At 34.6% G+C, this 21634-nt stretch carries 23 protein-coding genes and 1 pseudogene; 3 read left to right on the plus strand and 21 right to left on the minus strand.

The genetic code is table 11. The annotated features are described in order from the left end of the window. The first annotated feature begins 159 nt into the window (after positions 1-159). Positions 160-1364, plus strand: a protein-coding gene (locus tag INR75_RS11375; protein WP_086026153.1) for an IS3 family transposase whose coding sequence is annotated in 2 segments (ribosomal slippage) — positions 160-439 and positions 439-1364 — 1206 coding nt in all. Because the reading frame shifts where the segments join, the coding sequence is not laid out codon by codon here. Here the strand turns inward: INR75_RS11375 and INR75_RS11380 are convergent. After that, complete coding sequence (locus tag INR75_RS11380; protein WP_223088898.1) at positions 1365-2192, minus strand: YafY family protein; 828 nt, start codon at positions 2190-2192, stop codon at positions 1365-1367. It lies immediately after the preceding gene. An 84-nt stretch (positions 2193-2276) separates the two neighbouring features. Between INR75_RS11380 and INR75_RS11385 the strand changes: the two genes are divergently transcribed. Both INR75_RS11385 and INR75_RS11390 read left to right on the plus strand, forming a co-directional pair. Continuing rightward, positions 2277-2909 (plus strand): hypothetical protein, encoded by a 633-nt coding sequence (locus INR75_RS11385; protein WP_223088899.1) that lies wholly within the window; start codon positions 2277-2279, stop codon positions 2907-2909. 7 nt (positions 2910-2916) lie between these two features. Further along, positions 2917-3369 carry a hypothetical protein gene (locus INR75_RS11390; protein WP_223088900.1) on the plus strand — a complete coding sequence of 151 codons (453 nt, stop codon included), beginning with the start codon at positions 2917-2919 and terminating at the stop codon, positions 3367-3369. A 266-nt stretch (positions 3370-3635) separates the two neighbouring features. On the opposite strand, the gene INR75_RS11395 is transcribed toward INR75_RS11390, so the two are convergent. The 20 genes and pseudogenes from INR75_RS11395 to INR75_RS11490 all read right to left on the minus strand — a co-directional run bounded on the left by INR75_RS11395 (position 3636) and on the right by INR75_RS11490 (position 21628). Beyond that, a protein-coding gene (locus tag INR75_RS11395) for an IS3 family transposase (protein ID WP_086026153.1) occupies positions 3636-4840 on the minus strand; the annotation gives its coding sequence in 2 pieces (ribosomal slippage) (positions 3636-4561 and positions 4561-4840; 1206 coding nt in all). Positions 4841-4853: 13 nt separating this feature from the next. Beyond that, positions 4854-5674: pseudogene (locus INR75_RS11400) on the minus strand (IS3 family transposase); the annotation flags it as partial. A gap of 161 nt (positions 5675-5835) precedes the next feature. Beyond that, positions 5836-6147 carry a DUF6730 family protein gene (locus INR75_RS11405; protein WP_223088902.1) on the minus strand — a complete coding sequence of 104 codons (312 nt, stop codon included), beginning with the start codon at positions 6145-6147 and terminating at the stop codon, positions 5836-5838. A gap of 12 nt (positions 6148-6159) precedes the next feature. Next, positions 6160-7029 carry a relaxase/mobilization nuclease domain-containing protein gene (locus tag INR75_RS11410; RefSeq protein ID WP_223088903.1) on the minus strand — a complete coding sequence of 290 codons (870 nt, stop codon included), beginning with the start codon at positions 7027-7029 and terminating at the stop codon, positions 6160-6162. After that, positions 7026-7547 carry a mobilization protein MbpA gene (mbpA, locus tag INR75_RS20475; protein ID WP_255584523.1) on the minus strand — a complete coding sequence of 174 codons (522 nt, stop codon included), beginning with the start codon at positions 7545-7547 and terminating at the stop codon, positions 7026-7028. The genes INR75_RS11410 and mbpA overlap by 4 nt, the downstream gene beginning before the upstream one ends. Continuing rightward, on the minus strand, positions 7522-7938 hold the full coding sequence (locus tag INR75_RS11420; protein WP_255584524.1) for a toprim domain-containing protein: 417 nt from the start codon (positions 7936-7938) through the stop codon (positions 7522-7524). Before INR75_RS11420 ends, mbpA begins: the two co-directional genes overlap by 26 nt. Continuing rightward, the gene (locus INR75_RS20620; protein ID WP_370629907.1) at positions 7820-8272 is read right to left on the minus strand and encodes a CHC2 zinc finger domain-containing protein; all 453 of its coding nucleotides are present in this window, start codon (positions 8270-8272) and stop codon (positions 7820-7822) included. Before INR75_RS20620 ends, INR75_RS11420 begins: the two co-directional genes overlap by 119 nt. 327 nt (positions 8273-8599) lie before the next feature. Further along, entirely contained in the window at positions 8600-9784 is a 1185-nt protein-coding gene (locus tag INR75_RS11430) for a virulence-associated E family protein (RefSeq protein ID WP_223088905.1), read from the minus strand. A gap of 3 nt (positions 9785-9787) precedes the next feature. Then, positions 9788-10078, minus strand: coding sequence for a helix-turn-helix domain-containing protein (locus tag INR75_RS11435; RefSeq protein WP_223088906.1), 291 nt, complete (start codon positions 10076-10078; stop codon positions 9788-9790). Positions 10079-10280: 202 nt separating this feature from the next. Further along, positions 10281-10994, minus strand: a complete 714-nt coding sequence (locus tag INR75_RS11440; protein ID WP_223088907.1) for a hypothetical protein — start codon at positions 10992-10994, stop codon at positions 10281-10283. Continuing rightward, the gene (locus INR75_RS11445) at positions 10984-12126 is read right to left on the minus strand and encodes a site-specific integrase (RefSeq protein ID WP_223088908.1); all 1143 of its coding nucleotides are present in this window, start codon (positions 12124-12126) and stop codon (positions 10984-10986) included. The genes INR75_RS11440 and INR75_RS11445 overlap by 11 nt, the downstream gene beginning before the upstream one ends. Before the next feature lie 247 nt (positions 12127-12373). Continuing rightward, on the minus strand, positions 12374-12736 hold the full coding sequence (locus INR75_RS11450) for a helix-turn-helix domain-containing protein (RefSeq protein ID WP_223088909.1): 363 nt from the start codon (positions 12734-12736) through the stop codon (positions 12374-12376). A 568-nt stretch (positions 12737-13304) separates the two neighbouring features. Then, positions 13305-14063 carry a nucleotidyl transferase AbiEii/AbiGii toxin family protein gene (locus INR75_RS11455; RefSeq protein WP_223088910.1) on the minus strand — a complete coding sequence of 253 codons (759 nt, stop codon included), beginning with the start codon at positions 14061-14063 and terminating at the stop codon, positions 13305-13307. Next, positions 14060-14347: a hypothetical protein gene (locus INR75_RS11460; RefSeq protein ID WP_223088911.1), complete on the minus strand. Its 288-nt coding sequence runs from the start codon at positions 14345-14347 to the stop codon at positions 14060-14062. The genes INR75_RS11455 and INR75_RS11460 overlap by 4 nt, the downstream gene beginning before the upstream one ends. A gap of 272 nt (positions 14348-14619) precedes the next feature. Further along, a complete protein-coding gene (locus INR75_RS11465; protein ID WP_223088912.1) occupies positions 14620-14781 on the minus strand; it encodes a hypothetical protein in 162 nt (53 codons plus the stop codon). 111 nt (positions 14782-14892) lie between these two features. Then, a complete protein-coding gene (locus tag INR75_RS11470; protein WP_223088913.1) occupies positions 14893-15594 on the minus strand; it encodes a M48 family metallopeptidase in 702 nt (233 codons plus the stop codon). Further along, positions 15594-18710 (minus strand): type I restriction endonuclease subunit R, encoded by a 3117-nt coding sequence (locus INR75_RS11475; RefSeq protein ID WP_223088914.1) that lies wholly within the window; start codon positions 18708-18710, stop codon positions 15594-15596. Before INR75_RS11475 ends, INR75_RS11470 begins: the two co-directional genes overlap by 1 nt. 1 nt (position 18711) lies before the next feature. Next, positions 18712-19671, minus strand: a complete 960-nt coding sequence (locus tag INR75_RS11480; RefSeq protein WP_223088915.1) for a hypothetical protein — start codon at positions 19669-19671, stop codon at positions 18712-18714. Continuing rightward, positions 19668-20846, minus strand: coding sequence for a toll/interleukin-1 receptor domain-containing protein (locus tag INR75_RS11485; protein WP_223088916.1), 1179 nt, complete (start codon positions 20844-20846; stop codon positions 19668-19670). Before INR75_RS11485 ends, INR75_RS11480 begins: the two co-directional genes overlap by 4 nt. Continuing rightward, complete coding sequence (locus INR75_RS11490) at positions 20843-21628, minus strand: TIR domain-containing protein (protein WP_223088917.1); 786 nt, start codon at positions 21626-21628, stop codon at positions 20843-20845. Before INR75_RS11490 ends, INR75_RS11485 begins: the two co-directional genes overlap by 4 nt. Positions 21629-21634: the final 6 nt, after the last annotated feature.

Below are 21634 nucleotides of genomic sequence, written 5' to 3' on the forward strand. Positions count from 1 at the left end.
CAGATTAAATTTCAATATTTTTTTAAATTTTCTTTCAATTTCTCAATGATATTGTTTCTAAGACTTAGCGGAGCAATCACTTCAACATCACTTCCGTGAGATAAGATCTCCTGAATGGAATTACTACATTAGACCGGACACTAAGTTGAGAGAATATTTTTGCTAGTTATTACCTTAGCAATTATGAGAAGAAAATCTAAACATTACACCTTAGAATTTAAACAAAAAGCAGTCGAGTTAAGTTATGCTAAAGGCAATGTAAAACAAGTATGTGAAGACTTGGATATATTTCCATCTGTACTTTACCGTTGGCGTAGAGAGTTAAAAGATTACGGTAACAACAGTTTCCCTGGCCGTGGTAATCCTAAAATGACCGATGAAGAAAAAGAGATAGCCCGATTAAAAAAGGCATTAAAAGAAGCCGAGTTAGAACGAGACATCTTAAAAAAGGCCATCAGCATCTTCTCCGCGAGCGACAAGAAAAATACAGGTTTATAAAACAACACCTTATGAGATTTCCTGTCGAGACGATGTGTAAAATATTGAAAGTAAGCAAAAGTGGCTATTACCATTGGTTACAATCGGGACCAAGTAAATTATGGTTAGAAAATCAAAAGGTAACTGGGCTTATTAAATCTATATTTAAAGATAGCTTTCAAAGCTATGGTTCACCTAGAATAAAAACAGAACTAGAGACATTAGGCTATAAAATATCAAAGCCTAGAGTTGCACGTATTATGAGTGCTAATTATTTGTTTGCAAAACGAAAACGTAAGTTTAAAGCAACCACATATAGTCAACATAATTACCCCATAGCTCCTAATTTATTAAACCAAAACTTTGAAGTAAGCCGACAGGATCAAGTTTGGGTAAGCGATATAACCTATATCAAAACCAAACAGGGCTGGTTATACCTTACTGTCATTATTGATTTGTTTAACCGCAAAGTTGTTGGATGGGCTCTAAGCGATAATCTAAGTACAGAAGACACTATTATTAAGGCTTGGCATATGGCTATAAAGAAAACTACTTTAACCCAGTCTTTAATTTTTCATTCCGACCGAGGTATACAATATGCCAGCCATAAGTTTACCTCATTAATTAAAAGTTACAATGGCTTAGTAAACCAATCTATGAGCAGAAAAGGTAATTGCTGGGATAATGCCATTGCTGAATCGTTCTTTAAATCATTAAAGGTAGAATGGGTTTATAGGCACAATTATAAGTTGAGATCTGAAGCGGAGTTATCCATCTTTGGATGGATAGAAACTTGGTATAATAATAGAAGAAGACATTCCTTTTTAGGAAATAGAACTATAAGAGAATTTGAATTAGACATGTATAACCTTAAACTAGCAGCGTAGTCATTCAACTATTTGTCCAGTTTTTTGTTGCAAGTCCAGAATAAAGTCGAAAGTTGGTTTTAATTGATATTCGAATCTTATTTCATTATCATTCTGGCTAATGAGTTTCTGGCTATGGTGAAGAGGTAAAGATTTAATATATCTACCCTGATCTATTTTAAAGGCTAGTATGATACGAGATACTTTGTCATTTGTGCCATTTATTATACCAAAACTATTTTCAAATGCTTCATGTATATTATATTCGACTGAAGTAAATCTTTGATTAGTAAGTTGAAGTTCACTAATTCTATCCAATGAGAAATTTTTGATGATAGTATCTTTTGTATCCTTGGCAATTAGATACCATCTATTTTTTGATTCTTTAAGCGCAATTGGCTTTACAATTCTATTAGTTAAAGAGGCATCCCAAAACTTTTGATATTTAAATTTTACTTCTTTTCTATTCTGAATAGCTTTTAGAAGATCGGCCATGTGTTGGGTACCCAAAGCTTTTCTTTGTTCAAAATACAAGCTTTGCCCCATTCCTTTAGACATACGGATGGCATTTATAACATCATAGTTTTCCCTTAGTCTTTTTTTATATTCATCTTCAGCACTTTCTTTAATATAATAAACATTTCTACTTTTATCTGAAGCTATTGCTATTTGATGAATTTGTTCTATATCCTGAATGTCTCGCTGAAAAGTTCTTTGAGAAACTCGAAGATCTTCTTTAGCATCTTGATGATTAGCTAGCTCATCATTTATTTCTTTATAGCTTCTAGGCTTATTTTGAAGCAGAGAAATGATCTTATAGTGGCGACTTAAAGTTTTACTGAAAGACATAATTTCATTTTTTTCAAAAATATTAATTTATAGCGACATTTTTTGACGTCATGTAAACATATACTTGTGCTATAAATAAATAATATGAAAAAACTAGAAGTTCAGATCAACGATCATCAGTTTGGTCAGATATGTCAAGCAATTAACAGTTCAGTTCCCAGAAATGACGATGCAGTTGTTTCAGGTAATTTGGATATTATCCTAAGTATAGATTCTCTAAATATACATAGAGCCAGACTACTACTTAATCATGATAAAAAAATTAATTGTGGATGGGTAGACTATCAACTAAAACCAATTGCTGAAAAATTCCAGGAGTTAGAATGTTTTAAAAGTTTAAATAAAACAGAAGCATTTTATAAAATGCTTGAAGTAGGCTTTGTAAAACAAGCATTCTTAGAATTACTAGGCTATGGGAATTATAATGATTTCGAAATTAATTTACACGGTAAACGATGTATTACCTGTAATGATGCTCTTACAATTCTATTTGTATTGTTAGAAGAGCCAAATGATGCAGTAACTAGGGAGATATGTGAATCCTTCTATCTAATTGATCATTTCAAAACAAAATTGATCCTTATCGACCGTAGTTTTAAAGTGGGAGATATTGAGCATACCACATTAAGCTCCCATAAAATATCTGAAAGATGTATACAGAATGAAGTTCCCGAAAACAACCTTTTTCTTCAATATATTCAAATTCTTTTTCAATAGTAATCCAATGGAAAAACTTAACGGCGCTAGTATAGGAGATTTAATTGTTGGAGTTGTTTTCGATGATATTGCACTTCGTATTGATAGCTTTTATAAACTTTTAAATCACGATTATATCAAGAAAGCAATAGTAAAGTTTCTTGATCCAAAGGCAGATCATGATTATTGTAACCTTTATTTTGTTGATCATCGTTATGTGATGATAGGAAATATATTTGATTATTATATCCTCTCCTATGAAAGACCTAAACCTGAGTTTATTGAAAAAATTAAGAGCGGTAAAGAAAACGGGTACTATGGTAATGTAAATTTTGTGATTTTGGACGAAGCCTGGAATATCGAAGGCTTAAACTGTATAAAATTGAATTACCAAAAAATAGAAGACGATCTGGTTGATCAAGGTTTTCAGAGCGATGATATATTTTGGTATTGTATCAAATATATCTCGAATAAAGTATAGATGTTTTTAAACGTTTGAAAATTTTTAATGTAGATTTACGGAATCCCTACCTGAATACAATACAAACCATTGATAAAAGAAATGAGCGAATTTATAGAAATTAAAGATTTAGTTAAAACCGTAAAATCCAGAATTGATTCTCATTTAAAGTTTAAGAAAGAGTACGATAAATATTTAGCTACAGATTTCAATTTTTTTAAATTTTTCCACTTGGGAGAAAATAAGATCTGGACTTGCAACAAAAAACTGGACAAATAGTTGAATGACTACGCTGCTAGTTTAAGGTTATACATGTCTAATTCAAATTCTCTTATAGTTCTATTTCCTAAAAAGGAATGTCTTCTTCTATTATTATACCAAGTTTCTATCCATCCAAAGATGGATAACTCCGCTTCAGATCTCAACTTATAATTGTGCCTATAAACCCATTCTACCTTTAATGATTTAAAGAACGATTCAGCAATGGCATTATCCCAGCAATTACCTTTTCTGCTCATAGATTGGTTTACTAAGCCATTGTAACTTTTAATTAATGAGGTAAACTTATGGCTGGCATATTGTATACCTCGGTCGGAATGAAAAATTAAAGACTGGGTTAAAGTAGTTTTCTTTATAGCCATATGCCAAGCCTTAATAATAGTGTCTTCTGTACTTAGATTATCGCTTAGAGCCCATCCAACAACTTTGCGGTTAAACAAATCAATAATGACAGTAAGGTATAACCAGCCCTGTTTGGTTTTGATATAGGTTATATCGCTTACCCAAACTTGATCCTGTCGGCTTACTTCAAAGTTTTGGTTTAATAAATTAGGAGCTATGGGGTAATTATGTTGACTATATGTGGTTGCTTTAAACTTACGTTTTCGTTTTGCAAACAAATAATTAGCACTCATAATACGTGCAACTCTAGGCTTTGATATTTTATAGCCTAATGTCTCTAGTTCTGTTTTTATTCTAGGTGAACCATAGCTTTGAAAGCTATCTTTAAATATAGATTTAATAAGCCCAGTTACCTTTTGATTTTCTAACCATAATTTACTTGGTCCCGATTGTAACCAATGGTAATAGCCACTTTTGCTTACTTTCAATATTTTACACATCGTCTCGACAGGAAATCTCATAAGGTGTTGTTTTATAAACCTGTATTTTTCTTGTCGCTCGCGGAGAAGATGCTGATGGCCTTTTTTAAGATGTCTCGTTCTAACTCGGCTTCTTTTAATGCCTTTTTTAATCGGGCTATCTCTTTTTCTTCATCGGTCATTTTAGGATTACCACGGCCAGGGAAACTGTTGTTACCGTAATCTTTTAACTCTCTACGCCAACGGTAAAGTACAGATGGAAATATATCCAAGTCTTCACATACTTGTTTTACATTGCCTTTAGCATAACTTAACTCGACTGCTTTTTGTTTAAATTCTAAGGTGTAATGTTTAGATTTTCTTCTCATAATTGCTAAGGTAATAACTAGCAAAAATATTCTCTCAACTTAGTGTCCGGTCTAATGTAGTAATTCCAACTTTGCGGTTAAACAAATCAATAATGACAGTAAGGTATAACCAGCCCTGTTTGGTTTTGATATAGGTTATATCGCTTACCCAAACTTGATCCTGTCGGCTTACTTCAAAGTTTTGGTTTAATAAATTAGGAGCTATGGGGTAATTATGTTGACTATATGTGGTTGCTTTAAACTTACGTTTTCGTTTTGCAAACAAATAATTAGCACTCATAATACGTGCAACTCTAGGCTTTGATATTTTATAGCCTAATGTCTCTAGTTCTGTTTTTATTCTAGGTGAACCATAGCTTTGAAAGCTATCTTTAAATATAGATTTAATAAGCCCAGTTACCTTTTGATTTTCTAACCATAATTTACTTGGTCCCGATTGTAACCAATGGTAATAGCCACTTTTGCTTACTTTCAATATTTTACACATCGTCTCGACAGGAAATCTCATAAGGTGTTGTTTTATAAACCTGTATTTTTCTTGTCGCTCGCGGAGAAGATGCTGATGGCCTTTTTTAAGATGTCTCGTTCTAACTCGGCTTCTTTTAATGCCTTTTTTAATCGGGCTATCTCTTTTTCTTCATCGGTCATTTTAGGATTACCACGGCCAGGGAAACTGTTGTTACCGTAATCTTTTAACTCTCTACGCCAACGGTAAAGTACAGATGGAAATATATCCAAGTCTTCACATACTTGTTTTACATTGCCTTTAGCATAACTTAACTCGACTGCTTTTTGTTTAAATTCTAAGGTGTAATGTTTAGATTTTCTTCTCATAATTGCTAAGGTAATAACTAGCAAAAATATTCTCTCAACTTAGTGTCCGGTCTAATGTAGTAATTCCAGACCTTTAACATTATTTCTCTTTTGTTTAACATAATTGAGAATTTCCTTATCAATACTACAGTAATTCATATCTTTGGTTCAGATTAAAAAATGCTGCTACTACAGCAGTTCAATCATTATTTCTTAAGATCAAGAATCAAAATCACAACTCCAATAACATTCAAACTCAAAGACACAAAGAAGACAATCAGTGCCCATTTCGGATAGATCTTCGCCTCTTTGATCGTATCGGATAATTCCGCAGAAATCCGTTCATATTCGTTCTTTTCAAAATCCAGCGTATCTTCCAGACTTGAAAGTCGTCGTATCAGGTCTTTAGTATCCAGGTGAATCCCCTGCGAGTGAATTTCTTCCAGTCGTTTCATATGCTGCTCGAAGCTTGCCAGCTCAGCGCATAATAATTCCGATAGTTCATCAATTTTTGCCATAATTCAAGAGGTTTAGTATCCGATATCCAAGCCTTTAGATATGGACTTTTTAATAACTTTTTTTGCGATTTCTTTTAATAGTTTTAAGCTGATTTGCACCGGTTCCGGGCTTTTCGCCAGTCTAATCGCTTTGTTGAGTTCTTTGAATTTTTCGATACCATGTTCCCGTGCCATTTGCTTTCCGATATTGGACATACTCATGGAACGATGCACGGCGCTTCCTTTGAGGCTATGCCCATCAAATTCAAACCGAAAGCCCTGTAGTTTTTGTTGCTTATTGATAAAGGGAATCGCTTTTACACCATTGGTTTCCATCCCGCGCATGTAGGCTTTATACGTTTCCGGTTTAAATTGTTTCATGGTCAGCTCATGCCGACGTTTAATTTCCAAACGAATATCGGTAAGATTGATCTCTCGTATAAGCTGTACCTCGCGAACGGTGGTCAGTTGATGTTCATGAGCAACCCGCTCGGCAGCATGTTGACTACGTTTACCAATAAAATTATCCTTATAGGCACGACCATCAAAATCAATCCGGTTCACATACAGGTGCACATGTTTATGCTCTTTATCCTGATGCACAAAAGCAATTGCCTGTCGCTCGCCCAGGTTCATTTCCCGCATAAAGTCTTTGGTCAGTTCTCCAAGTTTACGCTGATCCAGTGTCCGTCCATCTTCAATGGTAGGACTCAGGACAAAGGACAGCGTATTACGTTCACAATGCTCATTCAGCTTTTGGATCTGTTCAAACTCGCGGCTAATTTCCTGCGGGGAATCTCCCACAATATTTTGAGCGTAGACAATCTCTGCCTCCTTCTCCTGGTTCCAACCATACTTCATGGAAGCCTGAGTATGACTAATGGATTTTCCTTTACCAATCATAGATCCAGTTTTTTAAGATGTTTCTTCATGGCCTCGGCCAGCTTATAAACTTCAGCCGATAATCTCGGATCCCGTTTTCGGAACATATTCCCGATCGACTTAAAGTTGTTATGGAATTTCACCAGGTCTTTATAGATGGCAATATGATCATCGCTCATCCGCTCATTAATAGGCAGATCCATGGCTGATTTTCGACAAAATTCACTAAGGCTTAATCCCGATCTTTTAGCCTTGATGTTCAGTAGCTTTTTCTGGTACAGCGTACACCTGAATTTGATTAAGGAAGTCTTCCCCTTAAACCTCTCTTTTTTTTCATTGCGACCATGGGGAGCAATCAAGATTGTGTCCACAGACACACATCTTGAATTAGGATCTATATTAGAATTTTCCGTTTGATGGGAACCCGTGTCCCCATCATTGAAAATCCTCGTTTTGCCTTCCCTTTTTTTTAGCTTTTCAAAGCTTAAGGAATAGGAGGATTTCTTTTCGCTTTCAAAGGGTATTTTCTCGTCGAACATGGCAAAGTTTTTCGTTAAGATCTTTATGTGGATAAAAGCGATATCTCAGGTCGATGGCCTGAGCAAAGTGTTCTAGTAAATACGAAGTCATACGATCTCCCGCAGGGTCATTATCCAGGTAGAGATATATCTTGGAATAGGAGGGAAGCAATCCCATTAGTTGCGGAACACAAGCCAGAGAATTTAGTATCACATGATCCATTTTTTCAAAAGACTCTTTCTCTAAAACTCCCAGAGACAAAAAATCAAACATACCTTCGGTGATACAAAGACTAGTATGATTCCAGCAAATGTGGGTATAGGATTTCGGAGCGATTACAGTTTTGAAATAAGCATTTCGAAGTTCCCACCCCTTTTTGATTTTTAAGTCCCAGACTAAAATAGATACCACTGCGAACCTTATAGGTCACCTCCTCCAAAAAGCGTGAAGCTAACAGCATGGGAATCCCACGTTGCATGATATAATCCTGTAAGGCGTTTGAGATAAAATGTGACGTTTTCAGTAATTTGATTTTTGGTTCATGTGAAATTTGAGCAGGCGGATTAAAAGAAAAGCTATACTGTGGGTTTTTTAGAAAGTTCAACGCCTCCTGGAAATTACAGGATTTCAAATTCATGATAAGGTCGATACTATTCCCACCTTTACTAAGACCGAAGTCGTACCAAAGGTTTTTTGTTTTAGATACGATAAAAGAGGCTTGCGTTTCTGACCGCAGGGGACTCAGAAACCAAGCTTCTTTTCCTTTGTTTTGGTGGGGTAGTGCCCTAAAGACTTCAATAATTGAATAATATCTGTATTTCGGGCGCTACTCCACAATTCATTATTTTTTTTCATTTTTCTGAATTTAAGTTACCATCTTACCCAAGCCCCTTAAATACTAGGGGGTAGGTTGAATAATACCTGATTTTCGATCTTACCCATCTTACCCAAGGCCTTGTTTGGGTAAGTTGGGTAAGATGATTGGCAGCAGATCTTACCACAAGCTCAAGCCTTATGAATATTGAGTTAAACCTAAATGGGGTAAGATGGGTAAGTTATTTTTAATTAAGTTTTAGATATTTTCTAGCGGGGAGTATTTAAATGAAGGTTTAGCCAGGTAGCCATAGATTCGTCTCTTTTTATCTTTAACCCGCTCATATCCCTGTGCAGCTAACGCCCTACCCATGTTTACAACATTTAGTCTGTTGTTTACATGCTGTAATTTTGAGAGGATGTCGGTTGTCGTATAAAAGTCTTCTTCCTTCTGGCTGGGCGTATAGAATTTATTTAACAGTTCCTCTTCCATCGTCGCCTGTCGGTAGCTGTTATTGCGCAATTCATTTTCAGCAATATCTTTTGGCGTTAACTCGGGGCTAAAGTCAATATCCATATAGGCGAGCATAAAGGCCTGAGCCCATACCTGGTTAATATCAATTTTACGGCTATAATTAAAATCGATTTTTCCCAGGAGTTCAAAACATAGCCAGCGTACTGAACCCGTTTCATCATTTAAAAAGGTGGTACGGTTGGTCGAACCAATAAAAGAACAGCAACGATGCAGGCTGGTATTCTTGCGATCATAGGGAAGGCGCTCATTGATAATCGTCTTTGAAAAATAAGCCTTCAATGCATTGGTTTCTTTCCTGGCCAATACCGACAATTCATCGAGGTTGATCAGAAAGTTTCGGGTCAGTTGAATCCTTGCATCCTTGTCATTGCTTAGATCTTCCGCAATGTAATTTGATAATTTCGGAGGACAAAGAAAGCGGCACCAGGTAGATTTCCCGGAATTTTGTGCAGCATGGACAAGTACCAGGCATTGCTTATTGAAATATGCATCTTCCATCGCGCACTTTACACTTCTTACGAGCCATTTTCTAAAATGATAAAGAAAGGCTTTAGGTTCACGAAGAGGCAGGTAACTTGCAAGATCACTAATATGATCATTACCATTCCATTTTGGCAGCTCTTCAAAATAACTTTGTATAGGATTATATCTAGGTATCATATAAGATTTTAAAAAGATTTCTAATTTGGTAGGAGTCACTTCAATATTCGATCTGGCAAGTTCAATGAGTAGGGAGTTCATTTCAAACTCTTCCCATTTGCCCTGGCCTTTCAGTCGAATTTGGAATTCCTGGGCAATCTCATTAAAACGGATATCATATTTTTCAATGAGATAATCTTCCAGGTAATCATAAATGGTTTTCTTCTTTTGTTCTTCGGCCAGATATAATTTTCTGTTCGACGATTCCATGACTTATTGGAATTTTTTGTTTTTCGCGGTATATGAAATCGCTTCCTGTTCCAGATCACTCAAAGATTTAAAGGAATTCTGTAGTAACCATTCATCCAGTTTTTCCCGGGAGAAATAGATCATTTTTCCTCTAGGTTTGGAATACGGAATTTCTCCACGTGCAGTTAATTTGTAGAGATAACTTTTGGAAAGTCCGGTATATTCTGCAGCCTCTTCAAAGGACAATACCGGTTTGTTGGCGCGTATCATTCGTTCGATACGCTCTAATTTTTCAAGAATTTGTAAAGCATTCATGGTATTAAGTTTTAAGGGTTAATAATGACAAATAGCTTTTTCATTTGCTATTCGATTCTTATCTCAAACTTAGAAATAGCCTATACCCGTCCTGTCTACTATGTATACCAGGTATGTAAAATATTAGAAATTTAACTGTGAAAATTAGATCAGAAAGAGCAAATCAGAGCAGAAAATTGAAGTATAAAATGGAGTTGTGATATCAATCCAGACTTTTAAAAATTTTAGCAATTTCTTCGTGTTTTTTCGAAATCGGAGTTCTTAGGGTAGCGGTTTTGATAGTATTGTAGTTATACAATTTCCCATCCGGTCTTTTAATACACTTGGAGTACCTGAAAAATGCTTTTAAGCTAAGCCTGTTTTCTGGAAAACGTTTATTTAGAAAGTCATAGAATTCTCTACAGGAGGGCGCATCCAATTCAAAATAAATACTTGATTGGTGTTCATCCCAGGCTTTGGTCAGCACATTTTTCATATCTGTTAAGCTGGTCTTATCCATATTAATAAGATGATAGCGAACCAGGCCATTGTATAGCAACCGAATTTCTGCTTTGCTAATTTGAAGTTCAAAAGAAGTTAATTTTGAAGGTGACGGTTTCTGCTTTTCAGATGTAAACTGCTGAAGAAATACTAATCTCCAAGAAATTTGACAAAATACTACTGCCACTATAAAAGCAGAAGTTTCGATAATCAAGATTAGTGTAGATGTTGTTCGGTGGAATTGGTAGAATAGCAGATGCATGATACTAAGACCGATGAGATGCACTAAGATTCTCGGCTTTTCGATATCCGCATTCCAATTCAGGTTTTCATTCATAAAATAGCGTAGTACTATTTTACCATAATGGGCGAGGAGCAAGGCATACACATAAATAAACCCGGTTATATAAAAGAAGGTACCTAACTCATATAACATTGGTCGTTTGAATTTCAGGAATAAGCCTTGCCGCTTCTTTTTTCTTTTTATCTACCATTTTCGCATAGATCTGCGTAGTTTTAATTTCCTTATGTCCTAATACTTTAGATACCGTATAGATATCTGCACCATATTCCAGTAAAAGAACAGCATGGGTATGACGAGCGCTATGAAAGGTAATATGTTTTTTTATGCCTGCCTTTTTACACCAGTCCAACAAGGCTTTATTATAGACAACCCCATATTTCAATCCTTTAAACACAGGATCTTCGCTATCCTTTCGATCTCCCATAATAGCTCTAGCCTGATTAGATATGTATTGGTACTCCAGATCTTTAGTTTTTTGCTGATGGAAAACGATTTTGGTGTTTTGCCCTTCATCACGAATTTCTGACCAGGTTAATTTATGAACATCACTCCATCTCAAGCCTGTTAGGCAACTAAATAGAAAGGCACTTTTTAAAACCTTAAACCGACATTCTTTATTCATCAGTTTTTGCAATTCCTGATAAGTTAGATATTCTCTTTTCGACTCGGTTTGAGCATAGCCTTTAACACTGGTTGCATAATTTCTATTCGTATAGCCTTCATTAAAGGCCGCGCGAAGTGCAGCTTTTAGTTTATTGAAATAGGTGTATTTTGTATTTTGAGAAAGTTTATCCCCATATACTGTTTTGGCCTGATCATCAAGATATTTTTTAAAGCCATAAACAAAAGATTCATCTACTTCATCAAAGGTGATGGTACTATGATTACAGTAAGCTTCCAATTGTTTTTGAGCTGCGTGCCAGTTGTGATAATTCGAGTGGCTTTCGTAGCGTTCATCTTTTAAATGATCGAAGTAGGCCAGAAAATTAATTTTTCCTTTCGATCGATCTTTAATGCCATACTTTCCCTGGGCGTATTCCGCTCTACGAATTGATAAAATCTGTTCCGCCCTAATTATAGTCTCTTCATTTTGTTTCTTCTCGTGGCGATCTTTCGGTTCAATAAATAAATATTCCCGTAGGTATTCAAAATCACGATAGTGTTTTGTTTTTCCGTTTTTCAAGGTTTCAGAACCTTTATAATACTCGAGGTAGAGACTAAACTTTCCAGTGCTTAGTTTCTTTTTACGTAAACTGATTTTCATAAGGTGTGGATTTCCTTATAAGGTAAACAAAAACCTAAGAAGTGCTAAGCTTATAAATGCTAATTAACATTATAAAGCAGTAGTTTTTAAATATTTAAAATACAGTATGTTATAATCGTAAATAACGCAAAAAACAATAGGTGAAATTACATTTTATACAAGTCAAGAAACAAGGATAAGAGCAAAAATATAACTCTCAATTATAAAAACGGTTGGAACTAAAATAAATTAATAGAGCATAATCAATCTAGGCTTGAGGAATGATAGAATTCAATGATTTTTTATTGATTCGAATCAAGCGCTGAGACAGGTTAACAGCTTTTATTGATCCATCTTGAATTAATCGGTAAACGGTTCGGGTAGAACAACCAAGAAGCAATGCAGTTTCTTTGACGTTCAGAAAATCTTTATAAGTTAAGACTTCCAATTCTTTAGAATTTCTATTGGTTTTAACCTCTTTCATAGCCCCTTCAACTTTCTTTTTTTTCAGGTTTGCTTTATAGGCTCTTCTATTACAGGTGTGAGAACAATATCTGGTTTTAGTGGTCTTCGCGATGTATTCTGTTCCACAGAATTCACAATTTTTACTGATACGAATATTACTGCTCATAATTGATAAAATATTTAGCTCCTGATATAAAGATAAAAATTTTTAGTGTAAATAAATGTAATTAAGGTAAAATAAGATTATTTAAATGTATTTAAGTGTCATTAAGTGTAAATAGTCGCCATAATTTCTCCAAATTTTAGTAATGTTATAAATTTTAAAAACGAATTAAAACACTGTAATACAGTGATTTATTTGTAAATAAATAAAATTCGATAATTTTAAATTTAAGGACAAAAGGGCGAGATTATTGCTCTAAATCCTATTTTTTACACCTCAAGGTGTAGTCAGATACGATGAGGTGTAAAATAGGGTGTAAATTACACCCAGATACATCTTATTAAAGGAAAATGTCAAAATGTAAAATAGGTTTTAATACACTGTAAATAAGTGCTTTATATTCTTTTTGTTGGATTTTATTAACCCTTAAAAACACTGGATTACTTCCCGATACAATATCTTATAAGCCTTATTTTAAAAGGGATAAAAGGATTTATGTAATACAAATGCAGTACTGGAAATCATTATAGGAAAAATTAAAGTATAGAAAAAGAAAATACAGATTTCCTCTCTATCGTATTTTAGATTTTGGAAATTCAATATTTAAATATCTACATAATTCTCTTAAGCGCATTCTAAATTGGAGTTTTGCTATTTGCCAAGTAACCGCATTATCCATTTTTAAAATATTATCGTGTGAATGCATCATCTTGTCTTTACTTACCTTGTAACTGCTATCAAACAATAATAATAACAAGGGATTATCAATTACCGATTCTTCAGTATCGATATCGAAGATGTTTTGATCTTCTTTATTGTTGAATTGCTTGTATTTCTCCTGTAAATCCTCATACAGCTTGATAAGTGATATTTCTTCCGTAATATAATATAAATCGTAAATATCTTTTTTGGCGGGACGACTGGAAGCACTCATTAATTTAAATAAACCAATATCCCTTACAGAAAACAAACGTAACCCTTCTATTGTTTCTACAGGATCTACAACTTTCATATTTTGAATAAGATCTACCTTAATGGTCACTTCCCCTTTCTGAATAAAAAAACGTAAAAAAGTAAACTGATCACTTAACTTCATTGGATCCATAAAGTTAATGGCCTTATTCCCAAAATGGTTTTCTACTTCTTGTTGAATTTCTTGAAAACCTTCAAACCCAATAATCTCTGTACAAAATAAATCAATGTCTATCGATTCTCGATGATTGTAACGAAAAGCTAGGTTTGTTCCTCCTGCCAAGGCAAAGGACTGTAAACTTTTTAAGCTTTGTAATTCTTTTATAGTTTGATAAAGTACCGGACTTACGGCTTTCATAGCGAGTAACGTAGAAAAGGTTTTGCGTTGTAACGTTTAGTTACCAATACGCATATCTCATTACTAATACGCTCTTTAGTATTTCTAAGAATACTAATAATTTCTTTTTTTGAATAGATTTCTTCTAATCGTTGAATATCATTCTCGAAGGTAGCTTGCGTTGTGGCAAATAAAGCCCTGGGAATGATAATAGCCTTATCTTCTTTAACCGATAATCTACTCGCATCCATATCCCAAAATAAGTGCTTAGGGAACTTTTTTGCTATGTTGACTTGTTTACGCACGCTTTTAATTTGTTACAAAGATACAAAATAGTAAAGTAATGGTATTTCTCCTCGTCCTATTTACAAGTTTAAAAATAAGCTATAAGTGCCTGGGAAAATCCTTGGGTTGTTCTAAAATTATAATATGTGACTGACATTTGAAGTGGTATAAATCACGTGCATTGCCGCATAGTGGAAAGTTTATAATTTGCCATCCTGGCTTAATCTTTTTTCTACACTCTCCATAATATCTGTTACCGATTGTGAGCTAACACCACTCTCAAAGCCTTCATCTATAGTTTTAATTTTGCAAGTTTATCATTTCTTCTTTGATCTTGTCTTACTAAATCCCAAATATACTCGCTGTCATTGGTAAAGTGACCTTCCTCAATCTGTTGGTTAATCCATTTCTCCTGTTGCTCGGTAAAAGTAATTGATTTTCTTACTGTACTCATCGCACTACTATTTACGTAATACTATTGGTGCAATTTACAGCTTTTTTGCATCACATCATACATTCTTCGACTTCAGCAAATTTCTTTTCTCTTAGGTTAGTTAGCTTCAATTTAAACCATTCTACGTTCCAGGATATCTTTCCACTTCCTCCAATTAGGCATAATTAAAGAAAGTGTTTGGTAAAAAGCTTTGTTATGCTTTGGGACTACAAAATGACACATCTCGTGTACCATAACGTACTCCACACATTTGGAAGGTGCTTTTATAAGTTCCGGATTGATTGTAATTTTATCAATAGTATTGCAACTTCCCCAGCGTTTGGCCATTCTTCTAATTTCTAACTGAGGCTCCTTAAAATCATATTCCTTAAATTTTAAAAATGCTTCTTTCGCTAATTTATGAAACTTTTTTTCCGCGTGTTTATAATACCAATGAGCTAATAATTTCTTTACTTTTTCGGGTGTATAACTCGTTTTGCAGATTACTTGAAGTTGTCCGGCTTTGAGTTTAACTTCATTAATGCTGCCCACCTTTATTTTTAAAACATAGGATTTCCCCAAATAATAATGGGTCTCTCCAGATATATATTCCCTCTCAGGTGTTCTCGGTAAAAATTGCTCAAAATAAAGTTGCTGTTTTGTAATCCAGTTGGCACGTTTTAATACTTTTCTTTCAATATCGGTAAGAGAACTTTGTTCGGGGGCAATGATGTGAACAGAACTATCAGGGTGTACTTCTATGGCCAGGGTTTTTCGATTGGAGCGTTCCACTTCAAAAAAAATATCCTTAGTACCGTAATTTACTTTGTGCATCAGAAATTATTTTTGGCCACCCGCAGGCATTTAATCAATATAGCATCAATCTCATCAAAGCTTATTTCTATGCCCAGTTGGGTTCTTTTGCTGATTAAAAAGTCTTCTATTTCATTTTCCATCCTATTCTGAATATCCACATTCTTTTTCCAGTCGGTAATAATCAAATTTTCAACGATAGTTTCTATTTCCAAACCGGCCTCGGCTACTTTATTTTTACTAATAGACTTGTCTAGCTTTTTGTTTAATACTTCATTGAGAGCACCATAAAAAGCCCTTGCTTTTGGCTTGTTCTGTAATTTTTCCGGTATACCATCCTGATAGCCATCTGTTAAATCCTTACGTGTTTTTTGAATGGATTCCAGATACTCCTTTTCCGTTAAGCGTCCTTCCTGAAAATTTTTAATGGTCTCTTCAATGAGCTGGGAGAACTTTTTGTAGAAGGCTTCATCTTTGTCCATATTTTCGGTAATCACCTTTTTCATCTGGTGGGCAATAAAGTCTGCTTTAGATGCCGGAGATTTACCGTAGGTTTCCAAAGCTTCTTCTACTTTATTCTTATCGAAAATATTTACATCTTTAGTGAGTAATTCTACCCTTTCTGCATCAATATAAGTATCAAGTAATTTCCGCACACGTGGTTCATATTCTTTATAAGAAACCTTTTCTGCGTACCTGAATTGCACCGATAAACGCAAACTTTGAAATTTCTTAAGTTCGCTTTTGTAAAAACCTATCTGCTGGGTATTAAATTCATCGTAAAACTCGTCTGAAGCCAGGGCGGTTTGTAATACCCGGGCAAAAGCAGAAACCCGATCATAAAATTGATCTCTTACATCCTTATCAGCAATATGTCTTTCTAATGCTTCTAAATCATTTTTATCGTAAACACCTTTAAAAATATCCCAAACTTCTGAATGACGAACTGGTAATTTCCTAATCTCTTCTTTTACATCAATTACAGTATTGGTCAAGTCTTCTTCATCAAAATCTTCCAACGCACTATATTCAGTAAGAGCTTCGTCCAGTTTTCCTAGAATGCCAACATAATCAATAATATGCCCGTGTTCTTTTCCTTCAAAAAGTCGGTTTACCCTGGCAATAGCCTGTAAAAGATTGTGCGCCACTAAGGGCTTGGCTAAATACAGCACGGTGTTCCTTGGGGCATCGAAACCGGTTAATAATTTACTAACGACAATTATAAGTTCTATTTCATCTCCCTCTTCTTTAAAGCGTTCGATAACATAGTTTTCATAAGCTTCCTGATCGTTGAATCGCTGCATCAATTGCTCCCAATACTTTCGCGATTCGCTAGTGGTTTCAGACCATACATCATCATTATTCTGCCTGCTATCGGGTGGCGTAAAAACAACTCGTGTATTAATTTTTAAATTTTCGTTGGTTTGCGCTTCAAAGTATTTCTGATATTTTATTGCTGTATCAATTTTAGGGACTGCCAGCTGCGCTTTAAAACCGGTTCCTTTCCAATTCTCAAGAAAATGATTCGATATGTCGTAAGCGATTTCTTCAATTACGTGATCGGACTCATAAATTTTTCCGATACTGGCAAACTTCTTCTTTAAATCTTTTCGAGCCTCTTCATTTAAAGGAGCGGCCAGGCGTTCAAATCCTTTATCGATTTGCTTTTTATTGATGCTCAGTTTGGCAGATCGCCCTTCATACAACAATGGTAAGACCGCTCCATCTTTTACCGCCTGATCTATCGTGTATTTATGTATAAAACCGCCAAACTTTTTAGCCGTGCTCTTTTGGCTTTTCATCAAAGGTGTCCCCGTAAAACCAATGTAGGAGGCGTTAGGTACGATACGTTTCATATTGGCGTGGGCAGAACCGTATTGACTACGATGGCTTTCATCTACCAACACGAATATATTCTGTGACTCATCTTTAAAGGATGTACGTTTGGTAGCGATTTCAAATTTATCAATTATAGTGGTGATGATTTCGTTTCCTTTATCCTGAAGCAATTCTATTAAATCACTGCCACTTTTTGCCTTTTTCACCTGCTTCCCACAATTGACAAAGGTTTTAAAAATTTGCTTGTCCAAACTAATTCTATCGGTCACGATTACTACTCTAGGAGATTCTATAGTCTTTTCTAAAGCCAGGGCTTTAGAAAGCATCACCATCGTTAATGATTTTCCACTACCAGTGGTGTGCCAGATCACACCGCCTTCTCGATTCCCTTCTTTATTGCGTTGCTTTACTCGGTCTATGGTTTCCTGTACCGCAAAATATTGTTGATAGCGACATATCTTTTTATCGGGACCATCAAAAACAATATATTTATATACGATATCTAATAAGCGATCTGGACGACACAAGGCATACAAGCTTTTATCTTGCTCTGTTACTAATCGTTCTTCCAGGGAGGTGTTATTTTTTTTTGAGCGAAGCAGTTTAGTAATCTCCTTCTCGTTACCTTCTTTCCAAACCGACCAAAATTTAGCAGGAGTGCCCGTTGCGCCATATTTTACCTCGTTAGGATGTACTGCTATTAAAAGCTGAGCGTAATAGAATAATTTTGGAATTCCTTCTTTTTCTTTTTGGTTACGAATGTGCTGTGATATAGCTTCTTCTAGCGAATCATCTTTATCCCGGCGCTTGTTTTCTATAATTACAAAGGGAATACCGTTGACAAACAGTACTACATCCGGACGTTTTTTACCGGCTACGCCTTCTACTTCAAACTCTTCGCAGACGTGGAAAACATTGTTTTCCGGGTTTTCCCAATCGATGTATTTTATGGTGTACGCCTTCCGATCGCCTTGTACGGTTTCGTTAAAACTTTTACCCAAAGTGATTAAATCATATACCCGTTCATTGGTTTGTACCAAACCTTCGTTGGGTACTGTTTTTAGTGCATTAATCGCTCCCTGAATACTTCCTGTAGAAAAAGAATATTCTTCTCCTTTATACTCAAAAGCATTTATCTTCTGAAGCTGCTTCATCAATACCTGATCTAATAGCACATTGCTTACCAAACCCTCCCGTGCCGCTAACACCTCTTGTTGGGAAAGGTATTGCCAATTCATTTTTTGAAGTAAACTTAAGGCCGGTTTTTGGGAGTCGTTGTATTCGGTGTATTGAGACATCCTATTTTGATAGTTTATTTTGAAGACCTTTCATGATTAAAAAGATTATTTCCGACGTATGTATAGAATTAAAAAGTCTTTCATTTTCCTCAGTTGTCAATCCATTATTTTTACTTAAACGTTCTAAGGTAAATGTGTTTAAGAATTGAGTGCATTGCTCGTAATTAATTTGATCTGTACTCTTTTTTGAATTATAATAACTTACAAAGTCTTCATAGGTTTTATTTTGAGATGATTGCCATTCAAGAGTTAATTCCTGAGGTTTTTTTCCTTTGAGACCTTCTATTATTTTCATAGTTATACCCCCAAATATTCCCGTAAGGTAAACTGGTATATTGCTTTCTAAAGCAAGTAAACACTCCTCTAATAAACCGGGATATTTACCTTTAAAATTGGAAATACTTCCACCAGTAAAAATCCGGGCATCTGTGTTACTTTGCATCTCGTGTCTCATCTTAGAAAGGCTTTCTGACCAAATAAAAAGATTATCATTTCCTACAGGGTCATAAAATTTTGTTTCATCTATTCCTAAGCCTTCAGGTGGATCAACTAAAACTGGAAAAACACCGTTCTTTTTAAATTCTAAGACATCAGTTCTTGAAAGTTTTAAATGGATTGGGAAACTAAAATAATTTTCAAAAAACTTCTTGTTAATTTCTTTACTAGGCCTGTACTGATGAACAAGAGTTGAAAATAACCTTGTAAATCCATTTTGCCGTAAATCACCTCCGTAAACCAAGGTACTCCCGTGAATTATCAAAAATCTTGTTATTTCTGTTATTAGATTTTTTTGATGTTCTAATGAAAAACCTAAATTTTCTATATCAGGACTATCACTAATCGAGACGGCAATATTTCGGCCTTTCAGTAAATTAATTTCTTTTTGATTAGATTTCTCTTTTATTTCTTCGGCTACGAACTTATCTAAATCTTTATTAGTTACTTTATTTTCCTTTTTCATAGTTCTGAAATGTATGTTGGCAGTAATAAAGGGGTTATAAATTTGATTTCCTTGTCTACGTCATTTAGTAAACTAACTTCTTCAATTCCTATAGGAGGATCCGGATATAATACTATAAGGGAATTCATATTCTCCTCCTCCTTTTTAAAATTTTCTATATCAATATAATTAAATAATTCAGGAGCTTTTGGAAGTACTAAACAACTATAACGCCTCTCAAGTTCATACATTTGAACTATAGATTTTAAATAAAGTTCATTGTATTTATCACTAATAACTTGGGATAAAACTAAATTAATAATTTCCTCAAAATTATCGTCCCATATTATAGTAGGGAAATTACCGCTATAGGGAAAACTTCGTTGTTCTCCCTTTTTTATATCCATAACGCCAATGATAGGACATCTATACCTCTTTGCAATAATAATTTCTTTTCTACACCATTCTCTATTTGCATATTCATCTGTATTAAATAATACAAATGCTGAATGATTTATATGTTTTTTAATTTCCTGTTCAAACTGATGACCATCTGCTATATCATTAGCATCAAAAAATGCCTTCAGTTTTGTATTACTATATATATAATCCCTAAACTTCATAGCTAAGACTTCTCCATCCTCTTTAGCGTGGGAGATGAAAAGTCTTATTGGAGGGTCGCTATCTTTTTGAGAATCATAAGTATCCTTTACATTAAATAAAAGCTTAGCAATACTTTCTAATAATCTATATTTAATAATTCTATCATTAACTTCTATTTCATTACCGGTAATGGGGTCTTTTTGATTTGTCTTTATAAATTGAGTTGGAGCTAAATGTTCCGGGTTTAAATCAAAGGCATAATTGCTTAAAGAAACAGGATAAATACGAGTATTTGCCGGCTTCGATTTTAAAAGGTCATCTATAGCCTGAGTCCAATTAGAATCATTAAACATATATTCATCTACCAAAATAACTAAAGCATTCTTTTTAGACTCAGAAAATGGTATTTTGGCAAATGTTTCATTTTTAAAAGGTAGCGTTCTGTAATGAACAGGAATATCATATTTTGCATGAGTTACATTACCGTTTACACCACTAAAAGTATTATAAATACTTTTGGCATAATTTGTACCTTCTTTGAACTCGGGATGCCATAAGACATATATCGATAATGGGCTTTTAAAATTTTTCATTCACAAGAGTTTTCTGCTAGTCTTTGAATACTAGCATTTTTAATTTTATCTGTTTCTTTTCGTTTTGAAAATGCTAGCTCGATCAAATCTTGCATAGCTCTTCGGTCTTCAGACCAATCAGCGAGAACAGCGTATCCACTTTCTAAATTGGCTGCGAATCTTATTGGATAATAATCTGGATTGAAATCTGTGCCTAAACCATAATCTGGATGAGATGGAAGCCTTATACCTAAAAGTCCCGCATATCTGTCACCAACTTTCACATTGAGAGCTCCGCCAATTTCCCAGTCTACGTGTTTTCTACATTTAGTATTGGGTCCCAATAAAATTGTAAGAACGGTAGTATCTTTCATATAGCCTTCATTGATTAACCTATGAATATAATCGTCACTATTCTCACCACTAATTTCGTCTAACATCACAGATTGATTAATAATCAAATCACTAAAAAGATTATCGAATTGCTTTCTTTTCAATTGATCATCTTTGTGATAATAACTCACAAAAACATTTCGTTTTGAAATGTTTTTAGGAAAAGGATAGCCCCATTTGAAACATCCATCTTCAACTCTAAAAACCCCTTGACTATACCATAAGTTGTCTACTCCTTTATATACTCCTCTAATGATATTGCCATTATTGAATTCCTTAACTAACCAATTTCTATCCTTAGTTTCAAATGGTTCTACCGAATTATCGTTAACTAAACCGATTCTAACTGTATCTATTAGTTGTTCATCATCTCTAAATGATAGCTTTGATATTACGAATTCTTTGCTCATAGTCTT

It is taken from the genome of Zunongwangia sp. SCSIO 43204, from assembly GCF_019904275.1.
Lineage (GTDB): Bacteria > Bacteroidota > Bacteroidia > Flavobacteriales > Flavobacteriaceae > Zunongwangia > Zunongwangia mangrovi.